30 protein-coding genes and 1 riboswitch are annotated in these 26,272 nt (G+C 62.2%); of the genes, 9 read left to right on the top strand and 21 right to left on the bottom strand.

Annotation, left to right across the window (positions count from 1 at the left end; all coding sequences use genetic code 11):
- Positions 1-66: 66 nt before the first annotated feature.
- Positions 67-238, bottom strand: a riboswitch (Lysine riboswitch).
- A gap of 319 nt (positions 239-557) precedes the next feature.
- Positions 558-962, top strand: coding sequence for an H-NS family nucleoid-associated regulatory protein (locus I6L39_RS18005; protein WP_216990424.1), 405 nt, complete (start codon positions 558-560; stop codon positions 960-962).
- A gap of 73 nt (positions 963-1,035) precedes the next feature.
- Here I6L39_RS18005 and I6L39_RS18010 read toward each other — a convergent pair whose 3' ends face one another.
- From I6L39_RS18010 to I6L39_RS18030, 5 genes are all read right to left on the bottom strand, one after another.
- On the bottom strand, positions 1,036-1,599 hold the full coding sequence (locus tag I6L39_RS18010; RefSeq protein WP_216990425.1) for a cob(I)yrinic acid a,c-diamide adenosyltransferase: 564 nt from the start codon (positions 1,597-1,599) through the stop codon (positions 1,036-1,038).
- Positions 1,596-1,826, bottom strand: a complete 231-nt coding sequence (locus I6L39_RS18015; RefSeq protein ID WP_042076511.1) for a DUF3820 family protein — start codon at positions 1,824-1,826, stop codon at positions 1,596-1,598. The genes I6L39_RS18010 and I6L39_RS18015 overlap by 4 nt, the downstream gene beginning before the upstream one ends.
- A 1-nt stretch (position 1,827) precedes the next feature.
- A complete protein-coding gene (queE, locus tag I6L39_RS18020; protein ID WP_216990426.1) occupies positions 1,828-2,499 on the bottom strand; it encodes a 7-carboxy-7-deazaguanine synthase QueE in 672 nt (223 codons plus the stop codon).
- Between the two features lie 61 nt (positions 2,500-2,560).
- Positions 2,561-3,268: a 7-cyano-7-deazaguanine synthase QueC gene (queC, locus tag I6L39_RS18025; RefSeq protein ID WP_042076649.1), complete on the bottom strand. Its 708-nt coding sequence runs from the start codon at positions 3,266-3,268 to the stop codon at positions 2,561-2,563.
- Positions 3,269-3,320: 52 nt separating this feature from the next.
- Positions 3,321-3,980, bottom strand: coding sequence for a tRNA-uridine aminocarboxypropyltransferase (locus I6L39_RS18030; protein WP_216990427.1), 660 nt, complete (start codon positions 3,978-3,980; stop codon positions 3,321-3,323).
- On the opposite strand from I6L39_RS18030, the gene rrtA reads away from it, so the two are divergent.
- The gene (gene rrtA / locus I6L39_RS18035; protein WP_244462922.1) at positions 3,946-4,524 is read left to right on the top strand and encodes a rhombosortase; all 579 of its coding nucleotides are present in this window, start codon (positions 3,946-3,948) and stop codon (positions 4,522-4,524) included. The genes I6L39_RS18030 and rrtA overlap by 35 nt on opposite strands.
- A gap of 104 nt (positions 4,525-4,628) precedes the next feature.
- Here rrtA and pyrF read toward each other — a convergent pair whose 3' ends face one another.
- From pyrF to cmk, 6 genes are all read right to left on the bottom strand, one after another.
- Positions 4,629-5,327, bottom strand: a complete 699-nt coding sequence (pyrF, locus tag I6L39_RS18040; protein WP_042076513.1) for an orotidine-5'-phosphate decarboxylase — start codon at positions 5,325-5,327, stop codon at positions 4,629-4,631.
- Between the two features lie 146 nt (positions 5,328-5,473).
- Positions 5,474-6,640: a lipopolysaccharide assembly protein LapB gene (gene lapB, locus I6L39_RS18045; protein WP_042076514.1), complete on the bottom strand. Its 1,167-nt coding sequence runs from the start codon at positions 6,638-6,640 to the stop codon at positions 5,474-5,476.
- 9 nt (positions 6,641-6,649) lie between these two features.
- Complete coding sequence (locus tag I6L39_RS18050) at positions 6,650-6,934, bottom strand: LapA family protein (protein WP_042016623.1); 285 nt, start codon at positions 6,932-6,934, stop codon at positions 6,650-6,652.
- 156 nt (positions 6,935-7,090) lie between these two features.
- Positions 7,091-7,375: an integration host factor subunit beta gene (gene ihfB / locus I6L39_RS18055; protein ID WP_005337145.1), complete on the bottom strand. Its 285-nt coding sequence runs from the start codon at positions 7,373-7,375 to the stop codon at positions 7,091-7,093.
- A gap of 92 nt (positions 7,376-7,467) precedes the next feature.
- Positions 7,468-9,138 (bottom strand): 30S ribosomal protein S1, encoded by a 1,671-nt coding sequence (gene rpsA / locus I6L39_RS18060; RefSeq protein ID WP_011705690.1) that lies wholly within the window; start codon positions 9,136-9,138, stop codon positions 7,468-7,470.
- A gap of 93 nt (positions 9,139-9,231) precedes the next feature.
- The gene (cmk, locus tag I6L39_RS18065; protein ID WP_042076515.1) at positions 9,232-9,924 is read right to left on the bottom strand and encodes a (d)CMP kinase; all 693 of its coding nucleotides are present in this window, start codon (positions 9,922-9,924) and stop codon (positions 9,232-9,234) included.
- 263 nt (positions 9,925-10,187) lie between these two features.
- On the opposite strand from cmk, the gene ribA reads away from it, so the two are divergent.
- On the top strand, positions 10,188-10,781 hold the full coding sequence (gene ribA / locus I6L39_RS18070; protein ID WP_042076516.1) for a GTP cyclohydrolase II: 594 nt from the start codon (positions 10,188-10,190) through the stop codon (positions 10,779-10,781).
- A gap of 64 nt (positions 10,782-10,845) precedes the next feature.
- On the opposite strand, the gene I6L39_RS18075 is transcribed toward ribA, so the two are convergent.
- Positions 10,846-11,754, bottom strand: coding sequence for a LysR family transcriptional regulator (locus tag I6L39_RS18075; protein WP_209792631.1), 909 nt, complete (start codon positions 11,752-11,754; stop codon positions 10,846-10,848).
- Between the two features lie 93 nt (positions 11,755-11,847).
- Here I6L39_RS18075 and I6L39_RS18080 point away from each other — a divergent pair, with 93 nt between their 5' ends.
- Entirely contained in the window at positions 11,848-13,089 is a 1,242-nt protein-coding gene (locus tag I6L39_RS18080) for an MFS transporter (protein ID WP_216990428.1), read from the top strand.
- On the opposite strand, the gene I6L39_RS18085 is transcribed toward I6L39_RS18080, so the two are convergent.
- From I6L39_RS18085 to I6L39_RS18105, 5 genes are all read right to left on the bottom strand, one after another.
- Positions 13,074-13,628 (bottom strand): VOC family protein, encoded by a 555-nt coding sequence (locus tag I6L39_RS18085; RefSeq protein ID WP_216990429.1) that lies wholly within the window; start codon positions 13,626-13,628, stop codon positions 13,074-13,076. The two genes, I6L39_RS18080 and I6L39_RS18085, sit on opposite strands and share 16 nt — an antisense overlap.
- The gene (locus I6L39_RS18090; protein WP_042076523.1) at positions 13,622-14,386 is read right to left on the bottom strand and encodes a hypothetical protein; all 765 of its coding nucleotides are present in this window, start codon (positions 14,384-14,386) and stop codon (positions 13,622-13,624) included. Before I6L39_RS18090 ends, I6L39_RS18085 begins: the two co-directional genes overlap by 7 nt.
- Positions 14,387-14,539: 153 nt before the next feature.
- Positions 14,540-15,265: an oxygen-insensitive NADPH nitroreductase gene (nfsA, locus tag I6L39_RS18095; protein WP_216990430.1), complete on the bottom strand. Its 726-nt coding sequence runs from the start codon at positions 15,263-15,265 to the stop codon at positions 14,540-14,542.
- A 67-nt stretch (positions 15,266-15,332) separates the two neighbouring features.
- Positions 15,333-16,895 carry an AbgT family transporter gene (locus I6L39_RS18100; RefSeq protein ID WP_209792638.1) on the bottom strand — a complete coding sequence of 521 codons (1,563 nt, stop codon included), beginning with the start codon at positions 16,893-16,895 and terminating at the stop codon, positions 15,333-15,335.
- A gap of 154 nt (positions 16,896-17,049) precedes the next feature.
- On the bottom strand, positions 17,050-18,990 hold the full coding sequence (locus I6L39_RS18105) for a bifunctional diguanylate cyclase/phosphodiesterase (protein WP_216991839.1): 1,941 nt from the start codon (positions 18,988-18,990) through the stop codon (positions 17,050-17,052).
- A gap of 289 nt (positions 18,991-19,279) precedes the next feature.
- Here I6L39_RS18105 and I6L39_RS18110 point away from each other — a divergent pair, with 289 nt between their 5' ends.
- From I6L39_RS18110 to I6L39_RS18125, 4 genes are all read left to right on the top strand, one after another.
- Positions 19,280-19,861, top strand: a complete 582-nt coding sequence (locus I6L39_RS18110; RefSeq protein ID WP_245195876.1) for a DUF2982 domain-containing protein — start codon at positions 19,280-19,282, stop codon at positions 19,859-19,861.
- An 82-nt stretch (positions 19,862-19,943) separates the two neighbouring features.
- Positions 19,944-20,888: a LysR family transcriptional regulator gene (locus tag I6L39_RS18115; protein WP_042076529.1), complete on the top strand. Its 945-nt coding sequence runs from the start codon at positions 19,944-19,946 to the stop codon at positions 20,886-20,888.
- A 46-nt stretch (positions 20,889-20,934) separates the two neighbouring features.
- Positions 20,935-21,957, top strand: coding sequence for a response regulator (locus I6L39_RS18120; RefSeq protein ID WP_042076531.1), 1,023 nt, complete (start codon positions 20,935-20,937; stop codon positions 21,955-21,957).
- Positions 21,958-22,010: 53 nt separating this feature from the next.
- The gene (locus I6L39_RS18125) at positions 22,011-22,442 is read left to right on the top strand and encodes a PAS domain-containing protein (protein WP_042076534.1); all 432 of its coding nucleotides are present in this window, start codon (positions 22,011-22,013) and stop codon (positions 22,440-22,442) included.
- A 63-nt stretch (positions 22,443-22,505) separates the two neighbouring features.
- On the opposite strand, the gene ltaE is transcribed toward I6L39_RS18125, so the two are convergent.
- The 3 genes from ltaE to I6L39_RS18140 form a co-directional block, all read right to left on the bottom strand.
- Entirely contained in the window at positions 22,506-23,522 is a 1,017-nt protein-coding gene (ltaE, locus tag I6L39_RS18130) for a low-specificity L-threonine aldolase (RefSeq protein ID WP_216990431.1), read from the bottom strand.
- Between the two features lie 86 nt (positions 23,523-23,608).
- A complete protein-coding gene (locus I6L39_RS18135; protein WP_216990432.1) occupies positions 23,609-24,316 on the bottom strand; it encodes a short-chain dehydrogenase in 708 nt (235 codons plus the stop codon).
- 74 nt (positions 24,317-24,390) lie between these two features.
- Positions 24,391-24,798: a transcriptional regulator gene (locus I6L39_RS18140; RefSeq protein ID WP_042076539.1), complete on the bottom strand. Its 408-nt coding sequence runs from the start codon at positions 24,796-24,798 to the stop codon at positions 24,391-24,393.
- A 157-nt stretch (positions 24,799-24,955) separates the two neighbouring features.
- On the opposite strand from I6L39_RS18140, the gene I6L39_RS18145 reads away from it, so the two are divergent.
- Entirely contained in the window at positions 24,956-25,855 is a 900-nt protein-coding gene (locus I6L39_RS18145; protein ID WP_216990433.1) for an aldo/keto reductase family oxidoreductase, read from the top strand.
- A 70-nt stretch (positions 25,856-25,925) separates the two neighbouring features.
- On the opposite strand, the gene I6L39_RS18150 is transcribed toward I6L39_RS18145, so the two are convergent.
- Positions 25,926-26,171 carry an RNA-binding protein gene (locus tag I6L39_RS18150; RefSeq protein WP_042076544.1) on the bottom strand — a complete coding sequence of 82 codons (246 nt, stop codon included), beginning with the start codon at positions 26,169-26,171 and terminating at the stop codon, positions 25,926-25,928.
- Positions 26,172-26,272 lie beyond the last annotated feature (101 nt).

Consider the following 26,272-nt stretch of genomic DNA (forward strand, 5'->3'; position numbering starts at 1 on the left):
AACAGGTGGAGATCTACCGAGAGGATCAAAGAAACAAAACCCATGGGGAGGGTATACTCCTCAGCCCCTTCAGGTAGCGCTCCATAGTGGATGACTATGGCAGTCCTGCACCTATTAGATGCAGAACCAGCAACCCGGTATGATGGCCTGGTCACTTCGGCGCCGACTCCTTTCATCGAGCATCACAGGCATCACCCTCCGCTCGGTTACTCATAGGCAGCGCGCCTCTACTTAAAGGTATTCGCGGCACATTTTATCGAGCTACCGGGTGATGGCAAGTTTTTTGATTAAATTTCAAGGCAGGTATGGCACAAGCAAGGCAAATGGTAGTCAAATGGTGCGCCATCGCTCATGTCGACGATATTTTCATCTGGTTGGAACTCATTCGGAAATGAACGCAGACAGATGCAGGAAAATATATCGCCACGAATATTTATCTGACTTAATTTATCAGGCTAATTAATTATTTCGGCAGGCTTGACTTGATGCCGAATCCCCCTATAGATTATCGAAAAAACAATCTCTTCCCCTAATATCTTGCTCGCGTGGTAGCCAATATGAACGAATTTTTGAAAGTACTGTTGAATATCCGTAGCCTGCGGGCGACTTGCCGCGAATTGACTCTGGAACAGCTGGAAGAAGGTTTGGAGAAACTCTCCGCCGTGGTGGCCGAACGTCAGCAGGATGAATCTGCCGAGCGCCAGGCCCGTGAAGAGCATCAAAAGAAAATTGCCGAATACGCCGAAATGCTGAAGGCAGCCGGGATCGATCCCGCTGAATTGGTCAATACCGTTGTCGCCGATGCTCCCAAGGCAAGCAAGGGCAAGCGAGCCCCCCGCCCCGCCAAATATCGCTATCTGGACAATGGTGTGGAAAAAACCTGGACCGGCCAGGGTCGCATGCCCTCCGTCATTGCCAAGGCCGTGGCCGAAGGCAAGTCGGTGGAAGAATTTGCCATCTGATCCCTGACACGCTGTCCCGCCCAATAAAAAACCTCGCTAGGCGAGGTTTTTTATTGCCCGCTCCATGAGCTCCTCAGCGCCTATCCGCCGCCTTGACCCAGAGAATCTCCGGCGTGCCCGAGGAGACCAGCAGGTATCTGGCTACGGTGAAAAACCAGTCACTCAGCCGGTTCAGATAGGGCAACACGGCGGGGTTCACCCGCTCCTCGCGGCTCAGGCCCAGCAGCAGGCGCTCGCAGCGACGGGTCAGGGTTCGCACTACGTGAGCCTGGGCCGCCGCCCGCGAGCCGCTCGGCAGGATGAAATTACGCAGTGCCGGCAACTGGGCACTATAGACATCGATCTGCTGTTCGAGCCTCTGCGTCCAGCGCTCGTTGACCTGCCACAAGGCGGGATTTTGCGCCTCGCTGGAAAAGGCCAACTCGCCCCCCAAATCAAACAGCTCCTGCTGCAACAATATCAATTCGGCCAATAATGCCGTCTCGTCGGCGGGTATTTCGGCCATCAAGAGCCCTATCTGGGAATTCAGCTCATCGATGGCGCCATAGGTTTCCACGCGCCGATCATCTTTAGCCAGAGACGTGCCGTCGGCCAGCCGCGTGAGTCCTTTGTCCCCCTGCCTCGTATATATTCTCATTCTGACATCCTGTTAATAATGGGAATAATCATCGACTCCAGCCCATTGAGTTTTATCTCGTAGGCCAGCGCCAATGACTGGCCAAGGGCACCGGCCGGAAAACCGCTGCGCGCCAGCCACACCAGATAAGGCTCCGGAATATCGATGATGCGTCGCCCCCGATATTTCCCGTAGGGCATCTTGCTGGCCAGGGTGAGCAATACCCGTTCATCGGAGAGTCCGTCCATATCAATCGATATTCAGGTATTTGTGGGTCTGGATGGAGAGCCGCCAGTTGCGGGCGATGCAGGTCGCCATGGCCAGCTCGGTGGCCCTGGGCTTCTGGCTGATGGGTTGCAGTGCGATCACCACGTCGGGGCGCAACCGGGCAGTCGCCAGCAGGGCATCCAGCTCCTCGATATGGTGCTCGGTCGCCACCGGATGCTTGATCTCGTTGGCCCGCTCGAGGGCCGACACCAGCACCGGCAGGCCCCCCTTCATGCCGATCTTGGGGGAGACAGTCACCCAGGTCTGCTCGTGGGTCAGGATCTCGCTGGTACCGCTGGTCTCGATCTGAACCTGGTAGCCCGATGCCACCAGGACCGACGAGAGCTCGTTCAGATCATAGAGGCAGGGCTCGCCGCCGGTTAACACCACGTGGCGCGCAAGGTAGCCAAGCCGTTGGAAGCTGGCCAGGATATCCTCCGTGCTCATCCTGCTCCAGCCATCGGATTCGTTGGATCGATCGAGCACCTCGTCGCGCGCGACCTCGCGCTCGGGATCCACGACCCAGGTATGGCGGGTATCGCACCAGGGGCAGCCCACAGGGCAGCCTTGCAGGCGTACGAAGATGGCGGGCAGGCCGGTGAAGACCCCCTCCCCCTGGATGGTCTGGAAGATCTCGTTGATTGGGTAGTGCATCTTGATCACGACTGGCTGCAAAAGCCGCGGATTATACCCCAAAGGCTGCCGAGGCGCAGGCTCAAGATCCGCTTTTCTCGCCGAGCCCGGTTTTCTCAAACAGCCTGGCCCGGATGCCCCCCTGATCGGCCAGATAGCGATCGAGCCCCCGCCGCCGCAGTTCGCAGGCGGGACAGGTGCCACAACCGTCCCCCTGAATGCCGTTGTAGCAGGTGAGGGTCTGGTGGCGCACGGTGTCGAGGTGGCCATAGTGATCCGCCAGTGCCCAGGTCTCGGCCTTGTCGAGCCACATCAGGGGGGTCTCGAAGCGAATGGCGCGATCCAGCCCGAGCGACACTGCCTGGTTGAGCGCCTTGACGAAGTCGTCGCGGCAATCGGGATAGCCGGAGAAATCCGTCTCGCACACCCCGGTGATCACCGCCTCGGCACCGACCTGGTAGGCATAGATGGCGGCCAGGGTCAGGAACAGGATGTTGCGCCCCGGCACGAAGGTATTGGGCAGGCCGTTATCCTGCAGTTCACCGCTGACCGGTATGTCGTCCCGGGTCAGGGCAGAGATGGCCAGCTCCCCCAACATGGTCACGTCCATCACCTTGTGGGCGGCGATCCCGAGCGTCCCGGCCAGCTGGCGGGCGGTCTCTATCTCCGCCCGGTGGCGCTGGCCGTAATCGAAGGTGATGGCGTGCACTTCGTCATACCGGGCCTGTGCCTGCACCAGGCAGGTGGTGCTGTCCTGCCCCCCACTGAATACCACGACGGCTTTTTTCACGTTGATCACTCCTCTTGGCCCCCTGACGAGCAGGCGGCGTACTCTGGACAGTTCATCGGCGGCGGCCATCGGCAAACTCATGCCACTGCCGGTTCAAATGGGTAAAGAGCTCCATCAGCGGGGCGAAGCGCTCGGCGTCACCCTCCCACTGGGATAACAGATGGTAGCCCGCCTCCAGGGTCGACAAGGCCCCTGTAAAGGGGCTTTTGCGAATGGAATATTGCCCGGCGATGGCGCCGAGCGTGATCCGCGGCAGCCCGAGCAGGGCCGGGTTGCGGTGCAACATGCGATAGGCCTTGCGCCAGGTGCCGTCGAGCAGGATAAAGTGCGCGCTCGCCTTCCCTTGCCCTGCGCGGCGCGCAAGGTGCGCCCTGGCCTGAAGCGGAGTCAGCGCCTCGTCATCTGGCCACAACAGATAACACTGCACGTCGGGGTCGGCCAGCAGGGCGTTGAGCCCTTCGTCCCCCTCAAAATCCTCTCCCACATGGATGCGGGCATGGCCGAGCGAAGCGGCCAGCAGCGCCGCCGTCCCCTTGGGGTGACCCACCTCGGTCGGGTGTTGCAGAATGTGGAGCGGAGCATGATGGGGCACTTGCCGAACATATTCGCACAGGCACGCTTTGAGGGCTCGGGTACAGCGTGTACAGTATCGGCTCTCTTTGTCGTTGGGCTGTTTCATGTTGTCAGAAAAATCGGGTCTGCTCTGGGTCATCACGCTTTCGCTCGTCACTGCCTTGCTCTTCTTCACCGTGCCAAACCATCAGCTCGCCTTCGATCGCAACCTGATCGCCCAGGGGGAAGGGTGGCGCATCATAACAGGCAATCTGGCCCACACCAATCTGTGGCACCTGCTGCTCAACCTGAGCGGACTGGCGGTCCTCTACAGCCTGTTCCAGGAGTACCTGGCGGCCTGGCGCCTGCCCGTGCTGCTGTTGCTGCTGGGCGCGGCCGTGGGGCTGGGGATCTGGTGGTGGTGCCCGCAGACCCAATGGTACATGGGGCTGTCCGGCCTGCTACACGGCCTGTTCGTGTGGGGTGCCATGCAGGACATCCGTTACCGCCGCTATTCCGGCTGGCTGATGCTGGCGGGCATCGTCATCAAGCTCGGCCTGGATTTCTACAGCGCCGGGGAGAGCCCGGTCTCCGCCCTCATCGGTGCAAGGGTACACATCGAATCCCATTTCATCGGCTCGGCCGCCGGCCTGCTGCTCGGCCTCTTCCCCCTTGGTCTGGGTGTGCAGGCCGTCAAGTCTTGAACCCTGCGGGTACGAGGTTCACCCGCTCGCAGCAGCACTAGTCTTCCCATCAAAATGCAACAGGCCGGATCGGGATCCGGCCTGTTGCATTCGGGCGACACAAACTAGCCGTTGAGCTCGGCGTTGATCGCCCCCAGCACGGCGGCTGGCTCCGCAGCCTGGGTGATGGGTCGACCGATCACCAGATAGTCGGCCCCCGCCTCCACCGCGGCCCGCGGTGTCATGACGCGGCGCTGATCCCCGGCGGCCGAGCCGGTCGGACGAATGCCCGGGGTCACCAGCTTGAAGTCGGCGCCGAGCAGGGCCTTCAGCGCGCTCGCCTCTTCGGCGGAGCAGACCACCCCGTCCAGTCCCGCCGTCTTGGCAAGGGTGGCCAGGCGGATCACCTGCTCGGCCGGGGTCACATCCAGACCCAGAGGAGCCATGTCGGACTGCTCCATGCTGGTCAGCACCGTCACCCCGATGAGCAGGGGCGCCTTGTCACCATAGGGCAGCAGCGCCTCCCTGGCGGCCCGCATCATGCGCTCGCCACCGCTGGCATGGACGTTGACCATCCAGACGCCGAGCTCGGCGCTGGCGGCCACGGCCTTGGCGACCGTGTTGGGGATGTCGTGGAATTTCAGATCCAGGAAGACGTCGAAACCCTTGGCCACCAACTGGCGCACGAACTGGGGACCAAACAGGGTAAACATCTCCTTGCCCACCTTGAGACGGCACTGGGCCGGGGAGATCTGCTCAATGAAGGCGAAGGCATCGGCCTCGTGCTGATAATCCAGCGCAACCAGTACTTTGGGGTCTTGCATGTCACTTCCTATGGGTTGTTATGCCATCTCCAGGCGCAACACGAGCCGGGGCCCCGGTTGCACGCTGGCATCTGAATCACTTGGATAGCCCTGTTCGTCCGGGGCTCAGGCCTGCTAAGCCCAAGAGGCAAGGCACCTTGTGCCCTTCATTCCCCATCCAGACCGCGGATCGGCTTGATGGTGCCCCACTGCCGGCAGGAGGGGCACTGCCAGAACAGCGAATGGGTGGCGAAGCCACACTGGCGGCACTTGTGGGTCGACTTGATCTTGATCTGCTCGCCCACCAGTTGCTGCAGCAGCTCGAGGCTCTCCTTGGCCGGCCCCTCCTCGGCGCTCGCCAGCTGGAAGCCCACCAGTTGGTAGAAGCCCTTCATGGAGGGGTGGCGCCGCAACTGGCGCAGCACCAGGGCGCGGGCCTGGCTCAGGCCGTCGCGCGCCTCCACCAGATTGGCCAGGGCCAGGGTCACGCTGACGCCGGCATGATCCTCCACCGCTTTCTCCAGCAGCGGGATCAGCTCCTGGCTGCGGCCCATCTGCTGGTAGCACCGAAGCAGTTTTGGCATGGCTTCGGAGGCAAAATCGATGTCCTGCTCGAACACCCGCAGCAGATCCTTGCTGGCCTCCTCGTACCTGCCCTCCTCCATCGAGAGCTCAGCAAGGCGCAGGCTGGCGCGCGCGCAGGCCGGGTGGGCGACGAGCGCACGTTTCAGTCTGGCGATGCCCGCCGACTTGTCGCCGTCGCGCAAGGCGCTCTCCGCCTGTTCGCAATAGAAATGGGAGATGGGCTCGGCCAGCTTCTTGCCCTGGAATTTCTGCAGGCGAATGGCCACCTCGATGGCCCTGTCCCAGTCGCGCAACTGCTGATGGATCACGAGCAACTGGGAGAGCGCCGTCTCCTCGAAGTCGCTGTCCTCGCACAGCTCCTTCCAGATGGCCTCGGCCCGATCCAGCAGGCCGGCAGCCAGAAAATCGCGGGCCAGCTCCTGCAGCGCGAGCTGGCGCTGCTCCCGGGTCAGCTGGCGAGCAACCAGGTTCTGGTGGATCTTGATGGCGCGATCGACTTCGCCCCGCTGACGAAACAGGTTGCCGAGGGAGAGGTGGGTTTCGATGGTATCGCTGTCGACTTCCAGCAGCTGGATGAAGAGGTCCACCGCCTTGTCGGATTCGTCGGACAACAAATAGTTGAGACCCGCCACGTACTGGCGGGAAAACTGGTTACTCTGTTGCTGGGTGTCCTGGCGAACACTCCTGCGTCCCATATACCAGCCATAACCGGCGGCGATAGGCAACAGCAGGAAAAGCAGTTCAAGCATCGAGGGACGTTATTCCTTGGCTGTCGACCGGGCAAGCTCCAATTCACGAGATTGACGACGCATGGTTCGGTTCAGGGTGCGGTTTTGCAGCTTGAGGCGCAGGAACAGCAGGCCGAAGACCAGCCAGCCCAGCAGGAAGCCACCGGCAAAGAAGAAACCCAGCAGCATGGACAGCGAGAACTCACCCTGAGCTATCAGATAATTGAACTGAACCAGCTGACCATTTTGCGATCCTATGGCCAGGGTCAATACAAACACCAGCACCAATGGGATGAGGGCCAAGATACGCTTCATAGGAGCTCCCTGTCTGTAGCTAATGAGAGACTGATTATCCTTAAAATCGCAGGCAGACTCTAGAGCGAATGGGAAAAGAGTTCGAGAAACCCGACAATGAACGGCCTCAATGTCGTAAAAATAAAAAAGGCATACCCTTGTATGCCAATTTCTGCATTATTCGACGATGTTGACGCGCTCGCGCAACTCTTTGCCAGGCTTGAAGTGCGGGACATATTTCCCGGTCAGTTCAACCTTGTCCCCTGTCTTGGGATTACGGCCCACGCGAGGCGCACGATAGTGCAGTGAGAAACTTCCAAATCCTCGGATTTCAATCCGGTCGCCGTTTTGCAAGGTCGATGCCATCTGCTCAAGGATCTCCTTGATGGCGGCTTCAACATCCTTGGCCGGCATGTGCATGCGGCTGGCTGCCAGTTGTTCGATGAGATCTGATTTGGTCATAAGGTTAAATCTCCTTCCCCGATCACATGCAATAATCATTTTGCCAGGATAAAAAAGGGCGGCGCAATGCCGCCCTTTTCTTGCATCAAGGATTATTCACCCTTGGCGGCTTTGAACGCTTCAGCCATGGCGTTGCTGAACACAACTTCTTCTTGCTGGTTCAGGCTGTCGATGGCAACACGCTCGTCAGCCTCGTCCTTGGCACGGACAGACAGGCTTACGGTACGGTTCTTGCGATCAACGCCCATGAACTTGGCTTCAACTTCGTCACCAACAGACAGCACCAGAGTGGCGTCTTCTACGCGGTCACGAGCAGCGTCGGAAGCACGCAGGTAGCCTTCCACGCCGTCAGCCAGTTCGATCACGGCGCCCTTGGCATCAACCTCGGTAACCTTACCCTTCACGATAGCACCTTTCTTGTTGTCAGACAGGTACTTGTTGAACGGGTCTTCTTCGATCTGCTTGACGCCCAGGGAGATGCGCTCGCGCTCCGGGTCCACTTGCAGAACAACGGCTTCGATCTCGTCGCCCTTCTTGAATTCACGCACGGCCTCTTCGCCCTGGTTGTTCCAGGAGATGTCAGACAGGTGAACCAGGCCGTCGATGCCGCCATCCAGACCGATGAAGATACCGAAGTCAGTGATGGACTTGATCTTGCCGGAAACACGGTCGCCCTTGGCGTGAGTTTCGGCAAACAGCTGCCACGGGTTGGACTTGCACTGCTTCAGACCCAGGGAGATACGACGACGCTCTTCGTCGATGTCCAGAACCATCACGTCAACCACGTCGCCAACGTTGACAACCTTGGACGGGTGGATGTTCTTGTTGGTCCAATCCATCTCGGATACGTGTACCAGGCCTTCAACGCCTTCTTCGATTTCAACGAAGCAGCCGTAGTCGGTCAGGTTGGTCACGCGGCCAGACAGACGGGTGGTCTCCGGGTAACGCTTGGCGATAGCAACCCAGGGATCTTCGCCCAGTTGCTTCAGACCCAGGGATACACGGGTACGCTCGCGGTCGAACTTCAGAACCTTGACTGCGATCTCGTCGCCAACGTTGACGATTTCGGAAGGATGCTTAACGCGCTTCCACGCCATGTCGGTGATGTGCAGCAGGCCGTCAACACCGCCCAGATCTACGAATGCACCGTAGTCGGTCAGGTTCTTGACGATACCCTTAACTTCTTGACCTTCTTGCAGGTTGGCCAGCAGGCTTTCGCGCTCGGAGGTGTTCTCGGTTTCGATCACGGCACGACGGGAAACCACAACGTTGTTGCGCTTCTGGTCCAGCTTGATGACCTTGAACTCGAGTTCTTTGTTTTCCAGGTGAGCGGTGTCACGGATCGGACGCACGTCAACCAGAGAACCCGGCAGGAAGGCACGGATGCCGTTCAGTTCAACGGTGAAACCACCCTTGACCTTGCCGTTGATGATACCGATAACGGTAGCTTGCTCTTCGTAAGCTTTTTCAAGCTGCAGCCAGGCTTCGTGGCGCTTGGCTTTTTCGCGGGACAGCTTGGTTTCGCCGAAACCATCTTCGATAGAGTCCAGAGCCACGTCAACGGAGTCACCTACGTTGATTTCCAGCTCGCCCATGGCGTTCTTGAATTCTTCAGCCGGGATAGCGGACTCGGATTTCAGACCGGCGTCAACCAGTACGAAACCATTTTCGATAGCAACGACAGTGCCCTTGACGATGGAACCTTGACGGGTTTCAACGGCGTTCAGGGACTCTTCAAAGAGTTGAGCAAAAGATTCGATCATTGTTTATGTCACAAATGAAACATCCACTCGCAATCCGGCACAAGCGGGGTTGTTTTTAATTATCTGCGCCATCCGTGGTGCAGACGACTGGCATCAGCTCGCGCCGATGTCACCAAGTTGTTGCTCCGCATAGGCGAGTACCGTCACCAGCACTTCATCTATGGTCATAGACGTTGAGTCTACCACAAGAGCATCTTCCGCGGGTTTCAGGGGGGCGACGGCGCGATTTCTGTCGCGATCATCACGCTCCCGAATCTCGGTTAAAAGACGCTCAAAGTTAACATCAAAGCCCTTATCTTGCAACTGCTTATAGCGGCGCTGGGCCCGCTCCTCGGCGCTGGCGTCGAGGAAGATCTTCACCTCGGCCTCGGGGAAAACCACTGTGCCCATGTCGCGGCCATCGGCGATGAGGCCGGGAGCCTGGCGGAAGGCACGCTGACGGCGCAGCAGGGCTTCGCGCACCCGGGGGAAGACGGCGACCTTGCTGGCGGCATCGCTCACTTCCTGGGAGCGAATGGTACGGGAGACATCCTCCCCTTCCAGCACCACCTTGACCAGATCCCCATCGACCTGGAACTGCACGTCCAGGTTGGCGGCCAGGGGGACCAGCGCGGCTTCGGAGTCAAGCTCCACATCGTGATGCAAGGCCGCCAGGGCCAGCACCCGATAGATGGCTCCGGAGTCGAGCAGGTGCCAACCCAGTTTCTCTGCCAACAGCTGGCACAGGGTGCCCTTACCGGCTCCACTCGGGCCATCAATTGTCATAACAGGGGCCATACGAGCCATAACTTTTCTCCTGCGTACTCGGCATCTTGACGGGTTGCCCGCATCCCTGATCGGGATGGGATAATGGGCGCCGATTATACCCGAATGCATCGACGCTGGCAGTTGTCAGGGCGCACAATTGCGCAAAAGTCGTCGCGATTGCGCCTATTATGACCAATCTGCTAACCCCCTCCTCGCGCAAGGTTTTGTTCTTATGGTTGTTATGCACAAGGCGCGCTACACTAGCCGCCCTTTTTCAAGCAGCTGTAGTCAGGAGCAACCATATGAGCAGCGTTACCCTCGTGGCCAAATCCAAGTTGCCGACCCCCTGGGGCACTTTCACGCTGGTTGGTTTTCAGGAAACCGGCACTGGCAAGGATCATGCCGCGCTGGTGATGGGCGACATCACGAACGGTGAGCCCGTGCTGGGGCGCATCCATTCCGAGTGTCTGACCGGGGATGCCCTGTTCAGCCTGCGCTGCGACTGCGGCTTCCAGTTGCAGGCCGCCCTGGAGAAGATCGCCAAGGCAGGCCGCGGCGTCCTGCTCTATGTCCGTCAGGAAGGGCGCGGCATCGGCCTGCTCAACAAGATCCGCGCCTATCACCTCCAGGATCAAGGCGCCGACACCGTCGAGGCCAACGTGGCGCTGGGCTTTGCCGCCGACATGCGCGACTACACCATCTGTGCCGATATGCTGAAGGCCCTGGAGGTCAAGTCCCTGCGCCTGATGACCAACAACCCGCGCAAGATGAAGGCGATGGAATCCTTTGGCATTCCGGTGGCGGAGCGCGTGCCGCTGCAGGAAGGGCGCAACCCCCACAACGAGTTCTACCTCTCCACCAAGGCGAACAAGCTGGATCACCTGTTCAAGAAGTGATGCCCGGCGAGTCAGCGCCGACATGAAAAACGCCTCCCGTTGGAGGCGTTTTTTGTGGGTGCCGTCACCGCGGGCGGCGGTCCCTGGCGGGGCCATCCTCGGGCGAGGCCTGGGACAATAGAAAATCCCGCAGCGCCCGATTGGCCATGGAAAGCGGGTCCCCCCGCCGCCAGGCCACGCAGAGGTCCAGGAAGATGGGCGGCGCGAAAGGCACGCCGGTGAGCGCCGGCTCCTCTTCCAGCGCCATGCGCAGGAAGGTGGTCACGGCGAATCCCTGCCGCACCACCGCCTTGAGCAGTGGTATGAGATTGCTCTCGAAGGCGATATTGGGCTCTAGCCCAAGCCCCTGCGCCAACACCTCCATGTGCTCCCTGTGGTAGAACCCCCGCCGGAACATGGCGAGCTCCTGTTCGAAGAACTGCGCCAGCGAGACCGCATCCGCGCCTCGCAGCGGGTGCTCCTCCCCTACCACCATCAACATCTCTTCGCGCAGCAGCTGGGCCCCCTCGAGGGCCGGCGGCAGATCGCTGGTGATGAGAATGGCGAGATCCAGGCTGCCGTCCACCATGCGGCTGAGCAGTTCCCGGGTGCCCGCCTCCTCCACCCGGATCCTAAGACCCGGATAGCGGTGCTTGAAGGCCATCAGGATAGGGGGAAAATAGTAGGACCCCATCATGTAGGGGATGCCGATGCGCACCTCCCCCCGCTCCAGCCCCTTGAGCTCGGCCATCTCGGCCTCGGCCTGGTGCATCTGGCGCAGCAGCCGTTCGGCATGACGGCAGAGCACCTCTCCCTCAGGGGTGAGGCGCACGCTGCGATCTTGGCGGTCGAACAGCCGCAGATCGAGCTGCTGCTCCAGCTTGGCGATGGCCATGCTAACGGCCGGCTGGGCCACATGCAGTGCCTGGGCTGCCCGGGTGAAGGAGCCGGCATCGCGCACCGCCAGCAGATAACCTAGCTGTTTCAGATCCATATCAATTCCATTTATCAGACTGATAACTTAAATATATTATATTTATATAAAGCGACCCACTACTCTGCATAAAAGTCGTCGGGACACCTCCATATGATCGAAGTCGGAAGTCGCGAATGGATACGCGCCACCCTGGCCCTCAGCCTGGGCTCCTTCCTGGTATTTCTCAATCTCTACCAGACTCACCCCCTGCTCCCCCTCCTGGCCGAGGTCTTCTCGGTCAGCTCCCTGTCCGCCAGCTGGACCCTCGCCGGCTGCACCGCCGGGCTCGCGGGCTCCCTGCTGATCTGTGCCCGTCTGGCGGACCGATTCGGACGGCGGCGGATCATGTTGTGTAGCCTGATCGGCGCCATCCTGCTCTCCCTGTGCATCCCCTGGGTGACCCGCTTCGATCTGCTGGTGAGCCTGCGCATCCTGCAGGGGGCACTGCTGGCGGGGCTGCCGGCCACCGCCATCGCCTACATGGGGGAAGAGTTCAGCAAGCGTGCCCTGATCGTCGCCGTCGGAGTCTACATCGCCGCGAACTCCCTCGGCGGCATCGCGGGCCGGGTGGTCGGCGGCCTGCTGGCCGGCTGGTTCGGCGACTGGCAGCACACCTTCCTCGGCATCGGGGCCATCAGCCTGACCCTGTTGCCCCTGGTCATCTGGCTGCTGCCGGCCCAGACCCGCTTCGTGGCCGTGGAGCCCGCCCCCGGCCAGTTGCGCCGCGCCATCCAGAGTCACCTAGGCAATCCACTCCTGGTTGGAGCCTACCTCATCGGCGGCCTCAACTTCATGGTCTTCTTGAACCAGTACAGCTACCTCACCTTCCTGCTGGCCAAGGCCCCCTTCTCCCTGCCGACCCAGTGGCTCGGCATGCTGTTCCTGACCTACCTCACCGGCACCCTAGCCTCCTCCCTGAGCGGCCGCGGCGCCCATCGCTTTGGGGCACAGCGCATGCTGCTGGCGGGAATAGCCCTGATGGCGCTCGGCAGCCTCGCCCTGTTGCAGGGAACCCTGGTCGCCATCATAGGGGGACTGCTGGTCTCGAGTTTCGGTTTCTTCCTCGCCCACGCCTGCGCCAGCGCCTGGGTCGGCCAGCACGTGGAGCACGACCGGGCGCTCGCCTCGTCGCTCTATCTGGTGGGGTACTACCTGGGGGCCAGTCTGGGTGGGCTTTATCTGCATCCCTTCTGGGAGCGGGGGGGACTAGGGGGATTGGTGCTCGGCATCGAGCTGGTGCTGGGGGTGACCGCAGGCTTGAGCCTCTGGCTCGGCCGGTTGAAGGGGCGCATGGCGCCGCCCCCTCCCGTCACCCGGCACGGCGTTCGGCCGTCAGTTCACAGGCCGTCGTAATAGTCCAGCGGGACCGGCACCACGGCGCCGGTACACAGCTCTTCGTCGATCACCTCGCTCAGAGGGCGCAGATGAAACTTGATCTGCCCCGAGGGCAACATCAGGCCCACGTCCGGGTTGCGCCTGTCGTCGATGTTGGCCGTCTTGAAGGCCACGCCGGGATGGGCCGCCACCAGGGCGTGCAGTGACGGCACCACCAGCTCGATATGCTCGAGACCGGCCTGATGGCTGCGACCCGCCTTGGGGGCGGCCAGCTCGATGCAGGGCACGGTGACCCGCTGCCAGCAGACGGGCTGGTGCAGGCGATAGGTGGCGATGGGGCGGCCTCCTATCATCCCCTCCACCAGCAAGACCCCGTGGGCAGCCAGTGCCTCTTTCAAGTCCAGGTATTCCGGCAGGGTGGCAGCCCGGTAGCAGAGGTGATCCACCACGGGGAACGCGGAGCCCCCCATGACGGCCTGCATTTCCGTGAGCAGTTGGCAAACGAATGGGGCCATGGGCCCCAGCGTGGAATCCAGTGGATGAGACATGATCACCATTTCTTCTTCGGTTGGAACAGGACGTCCAGTTCGTCCGCCTCTTTGTCCTTGATGTTCTGCAGCTCCTTCTCGCTGTGCTGCTGCAGGTGTTCTTCCAGCTGCCGCATCCCCTGGCGCATGTCCTCTTCCCGCGCCAGCAGGTAGGGATCCTTGTCGGAGACATTGGCCAGGGCGCCGAGCCCCTTGGTGTAGAGCTGACGGCAGGTGCCGTACTGCCCCTGGATCTGGGCATCCATGGCCCGCTTGAGCAGGTTGGCGATGTTGATCTTGAGCTGCATCAACTCGAGGCGGCGATCCTCCTGGGCGAACCCCTGGGGATCTATCTTGCCCTTGTTGTGCTCCACCCGCAGCACGGCTCGCATCTTCTTGGCCAGTTGCAGCATCTGGATGGCCTGGCGGTCGGACTCCGGCGTCTTGAAGTGCCCCTCGTCCTGGCTGCTGTAATTCTCCTGCACATTCTTGATCTGGGTCTGGACGTCGGCGATGCGCTGCTTGATCTGCACGTTGGGCATCACCAGGGCGATGGCGCGATAGGCATCCAGGATGCGGTGCTGCATCAGCAGTACCATGTTCTTGGAGAAGGGCACCAGGTTGACGTTCAGCAACAGCTCTTCGGTCTCGTCCGCCACGGCCTTGTGACGGGCGATGGCCTGGCGCTTGTCGGCCTCGGCCTTCTGTTTGTATTGCTGCACCACGTTGTAGGCGATGACCAGAAACAGGAGTGCGCCGATTGACAGCAATATCAAGGTTAAAATCATAGGGTGTTCACACTCCAGTCCCAATCCAATTGCGAGATCCTACAACAGCTTAGCCCCGTAGGGTAGCGCCCAGATCCCAGCTTGTCTCACAACAACGCAACCAAGTGACAGCCATCTCCATGGCGTCATGCTCCATATCGCCCGCCGCCCCCATTACTTGAGGCAAAAACCCTTCGACTGCAGGAATCCCAGCATGAAGGGCCTCGCCTCCTTGCCCAGGATCCCCCTGATCTGCCCGCTCCAGGTCTGATCCTTGTTGTTGCTGCTGCGGGCCTGGTAGTAGTCGTGGATCTGCCCGTCGTACCTGGCCAGCAGGGCGCGGTCCAGGGTGGCAGGATAGCGGTTCTCGTGCACCACCAGCGCCCGGGGCAGCCGCGGTTTTTGCTCCGGCCGCTGGGCGGGATGACCCAGGCAGAGGCCAAACAGGGGGATCACCTGATGGGGCAGACCCAGCACCTCGCTCACCTCGGCCGGATTGTTGCGAATGCCGCCGATATAGACCCCGCCCAGCCCAAGTGACTGGGCCGCCAGCAAGGCATTTTGCGCCATCAGGGCGCCGTCGATGGCCCCGATCATGAGCTGCTCCACGAAGCCGGTCCGGGCCTCCGGTACTATCTGGCTGTGGCGCTGGTAGTCGGCGCAAAACACCAGGAACTCCGCCGCCTCGGCCACGTAGGCCTGGTGGCCGGCCAGCTCGGCCAGACTGGCGCGCAACCCCTTGTCCGTCACCCGGATGATGCTGTTGGCCTGCAGGAAGCTGGAGCTGGCGGCGCTCTGGGCGGCGCTCAGGATCTGATCGAGTTGCTCGGCACTGACGGGCTCCGGCGTGAACTGGCGAATGGAGCGATGGGAAAGGATGAGATCGATGGTCGGGTTCATGGTACCTCCGCAGTGGAGGCCACACTGTACCCAAAAAAAGCGAGGGGCCCAAGGCCCCTCGCCGCCCTCAGGGGGCAGGATAGACATAGGGAGCCTGCAACCCGAGCGGGAACCCCAGCGCCCAGTAGAGCAGCAGGAAGCACGTCCAGCTCACCAGGAAGGCCAGGGAATAGGGCAGCATCATGGAAACCAGGGTACCGATGCCCGTGCTCTTCACGTACTGCTGGCAATAGACCACCACCAGGGGGAAGAAGACCATCAGCGGGGTGATGATGTTGGAGGCGGAATCCCCCACCCGATACGCGGCCTGGGTCAGCTCCGGCGAGATCCCCACCGCCATCAGCATGGGCACCAGAATGGGGCTGATGAGGGCCCACTTGGCGGAGGCCGAGCCCACCACCAGATTGACGGTGGCGGTGAGCAGTATCATGCCGACTATGGTCACCTCGCCGGGCAGTGCCAGGGCGTGCAGCACCTCGGCGCCGGAGAGGGCCAGCAGGGTTCCCAGGTTGGAGTCACCGAACGCCTTGATGAAGAGGGCGCAGAAGAAAGCCATCACCATGTAGGAGCCCATCTTGTTCATGGTGGCGGACATGGCATCGATCACGTCCTTGCCGCTCCCGAAGCTCCCCGCCACGAAGCCGTAGACGATGCCAGGCAGGATGAAGAGCAGGAAGATGAGGGGCACGATGGACTTCATCACAGGGGCGGCGAAGGTGGTGAGAGAACCGTCCGGCGCCCGCAGCGGCGAGTCGCCCGGCGACAGAGCCAGCCCCAGCAGCACCACGGCCGCCAGCATGGCGAAGCCGGCCCAGTTGAAGGCTCGGCTCTCCCGTGCGCTGTAACGCCCCATCTCGTCGGCGCTCGCCAGATCCTCGTTGAGCGCGACGTGCCTGAGACGCGGCTCCACCACCTGCTCGGTGACAAACCAGCCCACGCAGATGATCAGCAGGGAGGAGGCACCGGTGAAGATGATGTTGCACAGGGTGTTGACCATGTAGCCGGGGTCGAGCAGCTGGGCGGCCGACTGGGTGAACCCCTGCAGCAAGGCGTCCCCGCCGGAGGGGAGGAAGTTCGCGGCGAAGCCGCCGGAAACCCCGGCAAAGGCCGCGGCGATCCCCGCCAGCGGGTGGCGACCCGCCGCGTGGAAGATGATGCCGCCGATGGGGATCACCAGCACATAGCCCGCATCCGCCGCCGTGTGGCTGACGATGGCCACCAGGATCAGCATGGGGGTCAGGAAGCGCGCCGGGGTGACCTTCAGGAGTTTCTTGAGGCCGGTGTTGATGAAGCCGGACTGCTCGGCCACCCCGACCCCCAGCATGGCCACCAGGACGATGCCAAGCGGCGCAAAGCCGGTGAAGGTGGTGACCATGCTGGCGAGAAACTCGGCCAGGCCCGCCCCGGTCAGCAGGTTGTTGACCACCACCGCCTCCCCGGTGCGGGGGTTGACCAGATCGAAGGTGAACTGGGAGAGCACCCAGGAGCCGACCCAGACGATCAGCAGGGCGTAGAGGAACAGCATGGCGGGATCCGGCAGCTTGTTGCCCGCCTTCTCGACCCCGTTCAGGAAGCGGTTCAACCAGCCACCCGGGCTGGCGGGACGCTCGTTCACTGCGGCTTGACTCATTGTGGTGATACTCCATGACCAGGAAATGAGCGCGCAGGCTAGCGATAACGTCTAATGAATCCCATGATATGAGACAAATATTCGATTAATTATGTTTAATTTGGCATGTCACACTTCATAAATGGGACATGCCGCACACTTATCGGCAAGGATCTCAACGACTTGCCAGCGGATAGTGACCGATCCGGCACCGGACGCCGAACCCAGATGCCACCACCTCTTCCGGGGTCATGGGCGGGCTGAACAGGAATCCCTGGAAGACGTGGCAACCCTGGGCCTGCAGGGCCGCCAGCTCGTGCTCGTCCTCCACCCCTTCCGCCAGGATCCCGAGCCCCAGGCTGGTGGCCATGGCCACCGTGGCCCGGATCACCGGCAGGTTGAGGCCGACCACGAAGGAGCGGTCCAGCTTGATGGTGTCGATGGGCAGGCGGTTGAGGTAGGCGAGCGACGAGTAGCCGGTGCCGAAATCGTCGATGGCGATCTTGATCCCCTGCTCGCTCAGGGCGTCGAGGATCTCGATGCAGCCCTTCATGTCCAGCATCAGCACCGTCTCGGTCAGCTCCAGGGTCAGCAGGCCGGCATCGACCCCGAACTCCTCGAGCTGCTGGGCCACCAGCTCGGGCAGGGCCGCGGAGAGCTGGAAGCCCGAGAGGTTGACCGAGACAGGCACCCGCCGCTGCCACTGGCGCTGCCACTCCCCCATCTGGGCCAGCGCGGTGGAGAGCACCCAGCTCCCTATCTCGCGGATGAGGCCCATCTCCTCGGCCAGCGGGATGAACTCCGCCGGCGAGACGTGGCCAAGCACGGGGTTGTACCAGCGCACCAGCGCCTCCAGCCCGATGAGCCGCTGCTGGGCCACATCCACCTGGGGTTGATAGCGCAGGCTGAGCTCCCCCCGGCCGACGGCCTTGGCCAGAAACTGCTTCAGGGTCAGCTTGCGGTGCAGGCTCTGCTGCATGCTGGGAGTGAAGCGCTGCCAGCGCAGGCGCCCCATCTGCTTGGCCTGGTACATGGCCATGTCAGCGCGGGTGATGAGGTTGTCGCCGTCATCGGCATCGTCCGGGTAGATGGCGATGCCGATGCTGCCGCCTATGGTGACCTCGGGCACGCCGCTCAGCTGCAGCGGCTTGCTCATCTGGGAGAGCATGAGATCCGCCACCTCCTGGGCCCGCTCGCTGGCCTGGCTGAGGGGTACCAGGGCGGTGAATTCGTCCCCGCCCAGGCGCGCCAGCTCCACGTCCCGCGGGCAGATCTGCTTGAGCCGCCCGGCCACCCGCTCCAGCAGGCGATCCCCCGCCTTGTGGCCGTAGTTGTCGTTGACCAGCTTGAAGTTGTCCAAGTCCATGAACACCAGGGCGAAGCGCCCCCCCATGCCGCAGTAGGCTTCGAGGGATTTCATCAGCCCATAGCGGTTGAGCAACCCGGTGAGGGAGTCGTGCCAGGCCAGGTGGCGGTGCTCGAGCTCCTCGAGCTTGCGATCCGTGATATCCCTCATGGTGAGCAGGATCCGCGCCCCCTGCTGGATGTGGCGGAACTGGTACTGGAACCAGCGCATCCCCTTCTGGGTGCGGCACTCCCCCTCGGCCACCACCTCGTCCAGACGGGAGAGGCGACGATAGAAGGCCTCGTCCGCACCGGTGAAGATCTGGGGCAGGCTCTGGACACCGCCACCGAAGCACATGTCGAAGTGATGGTTGCCGCTCTCGAGTCGCCCCTCGTTGTCAAACAAGCAGGCCAGGGTATCGCCGGTGGCGAGGGAAGACTCCTGATAGAGGGTGTCCGCATCGATGACCGCCTCCGCCATCATCATCTGCCGTCCGGCGAGCTGGATGCCGGAGAGGCGCAGGTAGACCTGCTTCTTGACCCCCTTGGGAGAGAGGGTCCACCACTCGTTGTAACTGCGGTCCTGCTGAAAATCCCCGAGATAACGCTGCAGCAGCAGGTCGATGGCGGCAGCCATGTCGGCCGAGAAGTCCCGGGACTGCAGCTCGGCAAGGGAGCTCGCCTCCCACAGCCCGAGCGCGGAACCATTGGCCCAGTAAATATGATGACGCTGGATGTCGTAGACCCAGACTGGCGTGTGGAGCACGTCCATCACGGTGAGCAGGCGTTCGTCTAGCGTATTCATGTTGAGTGATGATTCATGCTGAAAACTCATGGCCGAACCAGCCGGGATCCCCCTCTGGCAGGAGCGATCGCGCTGGTACAAAATCCGTTCCGGCCCATAATCGGGTAACGAGCATGTGAAAAAAGGCCGAAATCATATGAAAACGCTACATGTGATCCCCATGGTCAGAAGAAATGGACTCACACTGGTATTGTTGGGCATGGTTATAACCATTGCTATGATTTTTATACTTTTTTTCCTTCGTGAACAACTACTAATGCCCGCCATTTCCCTCCTCCTGGCGGGCCTGGTGACAGTTCTTGTCGGGGCGCTGAAACTGGGTGAGCCTCATTTTAGTCTCTCTTTGTGTCAGGATTGCCTGCAATATCACCACAAGTACGGCGGCTGGATACTGAAATGGAGAAATATTCAGCGAATTGACCAACCGCGTATCCATTTGGGGTGGGATCTGGTGGCGTTGCCCTACATAGGCCTGAAGATCAAGGATTACGACGCTTTTTTGACGCTGATCACACCCAGGCTCGCCGTCCGCCTGCTGACCGAGCAGCGCGCCGTGCTGCTGCAGGCCATGCAGAGCGAGCGCCCAGATTGCCCCCTCGGGGGCTGCGGCAGCGGGCTGCTGGGAGAGGGTCTGCTGGAAGAGAGCCGCTTTCGCTCCCCCTCGGGCCGGCATTACGAGGGAGTGATCGCCATGCTGGGCAACCGCATGACCCGATTGCGGGATCTGCTGGGCTACGACCTGCTGGTGCCGGACAACAGCCTGGACAGACCCCCCGCCGACTTCGTCCATCTGCTCCATCAATACCAGCGCGAGTCGAATCTAATCCAGATCAATTAAACGCCGGATTGCGCTTGCCAAGCCTGGTGACTCTTCATAAGGTCACTGGTTTGTCACAGCCAGAACACCCCCTGAACCGCTTATGAAGTACATCGAAGAGTTCTATCTGTTCGTCAAGGTGGTGCAAGAGGGCGGTTTCTCCCACGCCGCCACCGCGCTGGGCATGCCCACCGGCACCATCAGTCGACGGATCTCCCAACTGGAAGAGCAGCTCGGATGCAGCCTGCTGCACAGATCCACCCGCAAGCTGCGCCTCACCGACGAGGGGCTGCGCTACTACGAACGCCTGTGCACGCCGCTGGCCGAGATCGAGCAGGCCACCGGCGAGATCCGGGGAGAGGAGACGGACATCAGCGGCCTAATCCGTCTCGCCGCCCCCATCGCCCTCTCCAACACCATACTGGTCGACATGCTGGCCGACTTCGGCCTGCGCTATCCCGGGGTGCAGTTCGACATCCGCCAGGCCAATGACCATGCCCCCCACTGCGATCAGGACAGGGACCTGGTCTTCTTCAACGGCGAGCTCTCCCAGACCCTGCCCAATGCCCTCTGCCTGGGCCACATCGAGTACGGCCTCTTCGCCTCCCCCCTCTATCTCGAGAAGAAGGGGGTACCCTCCCATCCGACCCAGCTGGAAGAGCACGACCTCATTCACTGCTGGCCCCATCAGTACTGGCAGTTGAGCGGACGGGACGAGCAGACGGTCTGCATCAAGCGCCCTCCCCGCCTTTGCATCGACCAGACCCAGGCCGCGGTGCGGGCGGCCCGGCGCCACCTCGGCATCGTCAACGCCCCGCAGCACTACGTGCACCCCTTCCTGCAGGATGCGCAGCTGGTCCCTGTGCTGCCGGACTGGCAATCGGGGAAGCGTCCCTTCTACATGCTCCATTGCCAGCCCCAGTTCACCCCGTTGCGTGTTAAGATGTTCGCCGATTTCGTCGAGAAATATTCCGCACGCTATCGCACCCATCGGCGGGACGATCAATTTTTACCGGCGCTGCCGCTGCCCGTTGCATCTGACGGCTGATGACCCACACTTAGCGCAATCTTCGTTGCACAGGTCGGCTAACACTATGAATGTATTGATATGTGATGACTCCGGGTTCGCACGCAAACAGCTGGTGCGCGCCCTGCCTGCCGACTGGCCTGTCACCCTGCACCAGGCCGCCGACGGCCTGGAGGGCGTCGAGCAGATCCTGATGGGCCACGGGGACCTCATCTTTCTGGATCTCACCATGCCCGAAATGGACGGTTACGGCGTGCTGGAGACCCTCCGGCAGGAGGGGCTGCGCAGCAAGGTGATCGTGGTCTCCGGCGACATCCAGCCGGAAGCCCACGAGCGCGTCATGGCGCTCGGGGCCCTCGACTTCATCAAGAAGCCGGCCTCCCCGGAAACCCTGCTTGCCCTGCTCCAGCGGCACGGCCTGTGGCAGCCGGCGGTGCGGACGCCCCTCTCCCTCACCCAGCCCGTTGCCGGACAAGTCCCCGTCGACGCCCCCGCCCTGCTCACCCCCGAGCTGCGGGATGTCTATCAGGAGCTCGCCAACGTCGCCATGGGCCAGGGGGCGGATCTGCTGGCCCGTCTGCTCGGTGCCTTCGTCCAGCTCCCCATCCCGAACGTCAACGTGCTGGAGGTCTCCGAGCTGCACATGGCGCTCTCGGCGGCCGCCGAGTCGGACACCCTCTCCGCGGTCTGCCAGGGCTTCATCGGTGCCGGTATCGCCGGCGAGGCGCTCCTGCTGTTCCACGACGCCAGCTTCCAGGATATGGCGCGGCTGATGAACCATCAGGGGGCGCTGGATCACGGCGCCGAGCTGGAGCTCTTGATGGATACCGCCAACGTGCTGATCGGCGCCTTCCTGCGCGGCTATGCCAACCAGCTCGACACCCCCTTCAGCCAAGGCCACCCCGTGGTGCTGGGCCAGCACAGGCCCATCCAGGAACTCATTCGCACCAACCAGAGCCGCTGGCGCCGCACTCTGGCCATCGAGATCAACTACCGGGTGCAGGGCTACGCGGTGCAGTGCGACCTGCTGCTGCTGTTTACCGAAGACTCCATCGCCACCATGAACCACAAGATCATGCATATGCTCTGACCGCTCCCCGGCGGCAGCAACCATCAACCCAGGCACAACCACCAGGAGTGACCATGGAAATTCGGGAATTTCATTGGCTGATGAACATAGTCCAGAACCTGGACGTGGGGCTGGTCGTGCTCGACAGGGAGTACAGGATCCAGGTGTGGAACGGCTTCATGGAGAGCCACAGCGGACGGCTGGCCGGCGAGGTGCGCGATCAGGGACTGTTCGCGCTCTTCCCCGACGTGGACAAGGCCTGGTTCGAACGCAAGGCCAACATGGTGTTCAAGCTCAACAACCGGGCCTTCAGCACCTGGGAGCAGCGCCCCTATCTGCTGCGCTTCTCCAACTACCGCCCCATCACGGGCTCGGCCCCCTACATGTACCAGAACCTGACCCTGGTCCCCCTGGCCGACTTCACCGGCGAGGTCACCCACCTTGCCGTGATGATCTACGACGCCACCGACGAGGCCATGCTGATCACAGGCCAACGCCAGGGCTGATCCCGCGGAACGACCACAACAAGGGCGCCATCAGGCGCCCTTGTTGTATGGTGGTGACCGCACTCAGTCGCTCACAAACTCGGTGAACGCGTCGATCACCTCGTCGATGTCGTCGTCAGTGATCTGCAGGTGGGTGACCAGCCTGAGTTCCCCGTAGCCGGAGAAGAGGATGCCGCGCTCCTTCATGAAGGCGAGCAGCTCTGCACTCTCCCCCTTCGCCAGGCGCAGGAACACCATGTTGGTCTGCACCTCACCGCCACTGAGCTCTATGCCCGGCAGGGCGGCCAGCCCCTGCGCCAGGCGCCTGGCGCGGCGGTGATCGTCCGCCAGCCGGGACACATGCTGATCCAGGGCGAACAGGGCCGCCTGGGCCAGGATCCCCCCCTGGCGCATGCCGCCCCCCAGCATCTTGCGCAGCCGCCTGGCCCGCGCGATGAAGGCATGGGAGCCCACCAGCAGGGAACCGACCGGTGCCCCCAGCCCCTTGGAGAGGCAGACGGAGATGCTGTCGAAGGGGGCCGCGATGGCCGCCACCGGCTCCCCGCTCGCCACCACCGCATTGAACAGGCGGGCGCCGTCCAGGTGCAGCGCCAGGCCGTGCTCGTCGACGAACTCGCGCATGGCGTGCAGGTAGTGCAGGGGCAGCACCTTGCCGTTATGGGTATTCTCGAGACAGACCAGGCGCGTCTGGACGAAGTGGGCGTCGTCGAGTGCGATGGCGGCCCGCACGTCCTCGAGTGCCAGGGTCCCGTCCGCCTGCATGGGGACGGATTGCAGCGCCACCGAGCCCAGCACCGCGGAGCCCTGCGCCTCGTAGCGATAGATGTGGGAGGCCGCTCCCAGCACGGCCCCTTCCCCGCGCTGGCAGTGGCTCATCATGGCCAGCAGGTTGGACATGGTGCCGGATGGCACGAACAGGGCCGCCTCCTTGCCGAGCAGTTCGGCCCCCCGGCGCTCCAGCGCGTTGATGCTGGGATCTTCCCCGTAGACATCATCACCCACCTCGGCATGCAGCATGCTCTGGCGCATGGCCTCCGTGGGCTGGGTCACGGTATCACTTCGTAAATCGATATAGCGCATGTCATCCTCCTGATGCAGGACGATGACATTAACCAGCCGGGACCCGACTGGCAAGAAACGGGAGGCGGGAATGTGAGCCCGGCGGTCTACCAGGGCAGCGGTTGGCCCTGCAGATCCAAGAAGCTGCCGGACTGGGACGGGGTGAGGGTGCCGATGAGATCCAGCAACCGAGGAGCCACCAGGGCGGGATCCTGCAGCAGGGCCGGATCCGTCTCCTGGCGGAAGGGCTGCTGCATGGGGGTATCCATGAGCCCGGGGTGCACAGTGATGACGCCGGCACCCGGAAAACGTTCGGCCCACTCCCCCGCCAGGATCCGGGATCCCATGTTGAGGGCGGCCTTGCTCATCCGGTAGCTGTAGCGGCGCATGGGCTCCTGATGGGCGGCCCCCAGGCTGCCCGCCAGATCGGAGAGGGTGCAGAGCCAGAGCCGGCTCTCGGACGTCATCAGCCTGCTCAGGCTGGCCCCCAGGGCCAGGTGGGGCCAGGCATTGGCCTGCAGGCTCTCGCAGAGCCACCCCGGCTCCACCTCCTCCACCCGTCGCTCCGGCATGTGGGCGAGATCGTGCAGCAGGCCTATGGTGTTGATCACCACTGTGGGCAGGGAGTCCCCGTCATAGAGGGTGAACAGGGCCTCGAAGGAGAGCGGGTCCACCTCCTGCAGCGGGAAGTAACAGGCGGGATCCAGCCCCCTGGGCAACTGCCTGCCCGCCAGCAGCCACTCGTCGCCCCGCCTGGCGAGCTCATGGGCCAGCGCGATCCCCAACCCGCCACTGCCCAGGATCAGATAGCTCATCTGCGTGTCCTTGGATTTGTTCACTGCTTAGAGGGTATCAGAAGAATGGCGGGCTGCCGCATGCAGCCCCGGGCTCAGGCCTCCGCCAGATGGCGACCGAATTCCCGCGCCCGCGCCAGATCCAGAAAACCGTCCGCCTGCTTGTGGCTGCGCAGGAACTGGTAGTAGGCGAGCAGGGTCACCAGCTGATCCTCGTCCGGCATCGGCTGCCCGGGGTGTTTCTCCTGCACCAGGGTCCCCGCCGCCGCCAGCGCGTCCCTGTCCACCACCTCGGCCTGACGATAGAGGTAGCCGCAACCGGTGGCGAGCCACTCCAGGGAGCAGTTGGCCCCCATGGCGATCTGGTTCGCCTTGCCAAGGCCGGGCTCGGCCCCCTTCAGATATTTGCGGATCAGGGCCTCGCTCAGCCCCACCTTGCGGGCGAAGGCGCTCACGCTGCCCTCCCCGATCAGGCTCTGCAGCCTGGCGGCAAATCCTTCCATCACACTCTCTCCGTCATGCCGGCCCCCTGGGAAGCTCAGAACCATAGTTCGAATTCACGCAGGGGGCATTATTGCCTTGTCCGCCGGAAGAGACCAAGATGCTGGCAATATTCTTTGTCCCTTTCGTTGTCGTCTCGTTATCCGTAGAGGAGTCACCATGTCCGTATCCCGCCTCGCCTTGCACGATCAGGGCCCCACCTTCTCCCGCCTCATCATGGGCTACTGGCGCCTGATGGAGTGGCAGCTCTCCCCGGCCGCCCTGCTGGATCTGATGAAATACCACCTGGACCTCGGGGTCACCACCATAGATCACGCCGACATCTACGGCGGCTACCAGTGCGAGGAGGCCTTTGGCCATGCCTTGCGCCTGGAGCCCTCCCTGCGCCACAAGATGGAAATCGTCAGCAAGTGCGGCATCGCCCTCACCGCCAACCCGGCCCACGCCCTGAACCACTACAACACCGGCAAGGCGCACATCGTCGCCAGTGCCGAAGCCTCCCTGCAAAAGCTCGGCACCGATCACCTGGATCTGCTGCTGATCCACCGCCCCGACCCCCTGATGAACGCCGACGAGGTGGCCGAGGCCTTCATCGCGCTCAAGCAGGCGGGCAAGATCAAGCACGCCGGGGTCTCCAACTTCACGCCCCATCAGTTCGCGCTGCTGCAGTCCCGCCTGCCCTTCCCCCTGGTCACCAACCAGCTGGAGATCTCGCCGCTGCATCAGGAAGGCACCCTGGATGGCGCCCTGGATCAGTGCCAGCAGCTGCGCATCAAGCCCATGGCCTGGTCCTGCCTCGGCGGCGGGCGACTGTTCAACGATCCCGCCTGTGGCGCCCTGCGCGCAGAGCTCGAGCAGATCAGACAGGAAGTGGGCGCCCAGCATATCGAGCAGGTGGTCTACGCCTGGGTGATGATGCTGCCGAGCCAGCCGCTGCCGCTCATCGGCTCGGGCAAGCGGGAGCGGATCGCCGCCGCCGTGGCGGCCGAGTCCATCCAGCTCAGCCGTCAGCAGTGGTTCCGCATCCGCAAGGCGGCCCTGGGGTACGATGTGCCCTGATCCCGCCAGAGGACAGTGAAAACAAAAACGGCATGGAGCAATCCATGCCGTTTTCCGTTATCGAGACGATTCAACGATGGCGCTGGGGGCGACCACGGGGTGCATCTGTCTTCGGTTTGGCCTGATTGACCGTGATGGTGCGGCCGCCGACCTCGGTGCCATGCAGCCCGGCGATGGCCTTCTCGGCATCCCCGTTGACAGGCATTTCAATGAAGCCAAAACCCTTGGACTGACCGGTATCCCGGTCGATGATGATATCGACCTTGTCTACCTGCCCAAATTGGCTGAACACGGTTGTCAGTTCGTCGGCCGTCATCCGGTACGACAGATTACCTACGTAAATCTTCATGCCATCCACTCTCGATTCAAGGTGCCTTGTCTATGCATCCACCGATCAGGGAGTAAGGGCACAACCCC

Source organism: Aeromonas sp. FDAARGOS 1409 (genome assembly GCF_019048705.1).
GTDB lineage: Bacteria > Pseudomonadota > Gammaproteobacteria > Enterobacterales > Aeromonadaceae > Aeromonas > Aeromonas sanarellii.

Excerpts from the sequence above, each read along its gene's own strand:
- I6L39_RS18085 (WP_216990429.1), bottom strand. The coding sequence starts at position 13,628 with ATGGTGATCATGTCTCATCCACTGGATTCCACGCTGGGGCCCATGGCC.
- I6L39_RS18125 (WP_042076534.1), top strand. The coding sequence starts at position 22,011 with ATGGAAATTCGGGAATTTCATTGGCTGATGAACATAGTCCAGAACCTG.
- I6L39_RS18075 (WP_209792631.1), bottom strand. The coding sequence starts at position 11,754 with ATGGATCTGAAACAGCTAGGTTATCTGCTGGCGGTGCGCGATGCCGGC.
- I6L39_RS18005 (WP_216990424.1), top strand. The coding sequence starts at position 558 with ATGAACGAATTTTTGAAAGTACTGTTGAATATCCGTAGCCTGCGGGCG.
- queE (WP_216990426.1), bottom strand. The coding sequence starts at position 2,499 with ATGCACTACCCAATCAACGAGATCTTCCAGACCATCCAGGGGGAGGGG.
- ribA (WP_042076516.1), top strand. The coding sequence starts at position 10,188 with ATGAGCAGCGTTACCCTCGTGGCCAAATCCAAGTTGCCGACCCCCTGG.
- rpsA (WP_011705690.1), bottom strand. The coding sequence starts at position 9,138 with ATGATCGAATCTTTTGCTCAACTCTTTGAAGAGTCCCTGAACGCCGTT.
- nfsA (WP_216990430.1), bottom strand. The coding sequence starts at position 15,265 with ATGAACCCGACCATCGATCTCATCCTTTCCCATCGCTCCATTCGCCAG.
- pyrF (WP_042076513.1), bottom strand. The coding sequence starts at position 5,327 with ATGCAAGACCCCAAAGTACTGGTTGCGCTGGATTATCAGCACGAGGCC.
- lapB (WP_042076514.1), bottom strand. The coding sequence starts at position 6,640 with ATGCTTGAACTGCTTTTCCTGCTGTTGCCTATCGCCGCCGGTTATGGC.
- ltaE (WP_216990431.1), bottom strand. The coding sequence starts at position 23,522 with ATGCGCTATATCGATTTACGAAGTGATACCGTGACCCAGCCCACGGAG.
- I6L39_RS18120 (WP_042076531.1), top strand. The coding sequence starts at position 20,935 with ATGAATGTATTGATATGTGATGACTCCGGGTTCGCACGCAAACAGCTG.
- I6L39_RS18010 (WP_216990425.1), bottom strand. The coding sequence starts at position 1,599 with ATGAGAATATATACGAGGCAGGGGGACAAAGGACTCACGCGGCTGGCC.
- I6L39_RS18090 (WP_042076523.1), bottom strand. The coding sequence starts at position 14,386 with ATGATTTTAACCTTGATATTGCTGTCAATCGGCGCACTCCTGTTTCTG.
- rrtA (WP_244462922.1), top strand. The coding sequence starts at position 3,946 with ATGTTGTCAGAAAAATCGGGTCTGCTCTGGGTCATCACGCTTTCGCTC.
- I6L39_RS18140 (WP_042076539.1), bottom strand. The coding sequence starts at position 24,798 with ATGGAAGGATTTGCCGCCAGGCTGCAGAGCCTGATCGGGGAGGGCAGC.
- I6L39_RS18150 (WP_042076544.1), bottom strand. The coding sequence starts at position 26,171 with ATGACGGCCGACGAACTGACAACCGTGTTCAGCCAATTTGGGCAGGTA.
- I6L39_RS18050 (WP_042016623.1), bottom strand. The coding sequence starts at position 6,934 with ATGAAGCGTATCTTGGCCCTCATCCCATTGGTGCTGGTGTTTGTATTG.
- I6L39_RS18135 (WP_216990432.1), bottom strand. The coding sequence starts at position 24,316 with ATGAGCTATCTGATCCTGGGCAGTGGCGGGTTGGGGATCGCGCTGGCC.
- I6L39_RS18100 (WP_209792638.1), bottom strand. The coding sequence starts at position 16,895 with ATGAGTCAAGCCGCAGTGAACGAGCGTCCCGCCAGCCCGGGTGGCTGG.
- cmk (WP_042076515.1), bottom strand. The coding sequence starts at position 9,924 with ATGGCTCGTATGGCCCCTGTTATGACAATTGATGGCCCGAGTGGAGCC.
- I6L39_RS18015 (WP_042076511.1), bottom strand. The coding sequence starts at position 1,826 with ATGGACGGACTCTCCGATGAACGGGTATTGCTCACCCTGGCCAGCAAG.
- I6L39_RS18030 (WP_216990427.1), bottom strand. The coding sequence starts at position 3,980 with ATGACCCAGAGCAGACCCGATTTTTCTGACAACATGAAACAGCCCAAC.
- I6L39_RS18145 (WP_216990433.1), top strand. The coding sequence starts at position 24,956 with ATGTCCGTATCCCGCCTCGCCTTGCACGATCAGGGCCCCACCTTCTCC.
- I6L39_RS18110 (WP_245195876.1), top strand. The coding sequence starts at position 19,280 with ATGCCCGCCATTTCCCTCCTCCTGGCGGGCCTGGTGACAGTTCTTGTC.
- I6L39_RS18105 (WP_216991839.1), bottom strand. The coding sequence starts at position 18,990 with ATGGACGTGCTCCACACGCCAGTCTGGGTCTACGACATCCAGCGTCAT.
- I6L39_RS18080 (WP_216990428.1), top strand. The coding sequence starts at position 11,848 with ATGATCGAAGTCGGAAGTCGCGAATGGATACGCGCCACCCTGGCCCTC.
- ihfB (WP_005337145.1), bottom strand. The coding sequence starts at position 7,375 with ATGACCAAATCAGATCTCATCGAACAACTGGCAGCCAGCCGCATGCAC.
- I6L39_RS18115 (WP_042076529.1), top strand. The coding sequence starts at position 19,944 with ATGAAGTACATCGAAGAGTTCTATCTGTTCGTCAAGGTGGTGCAAGAG.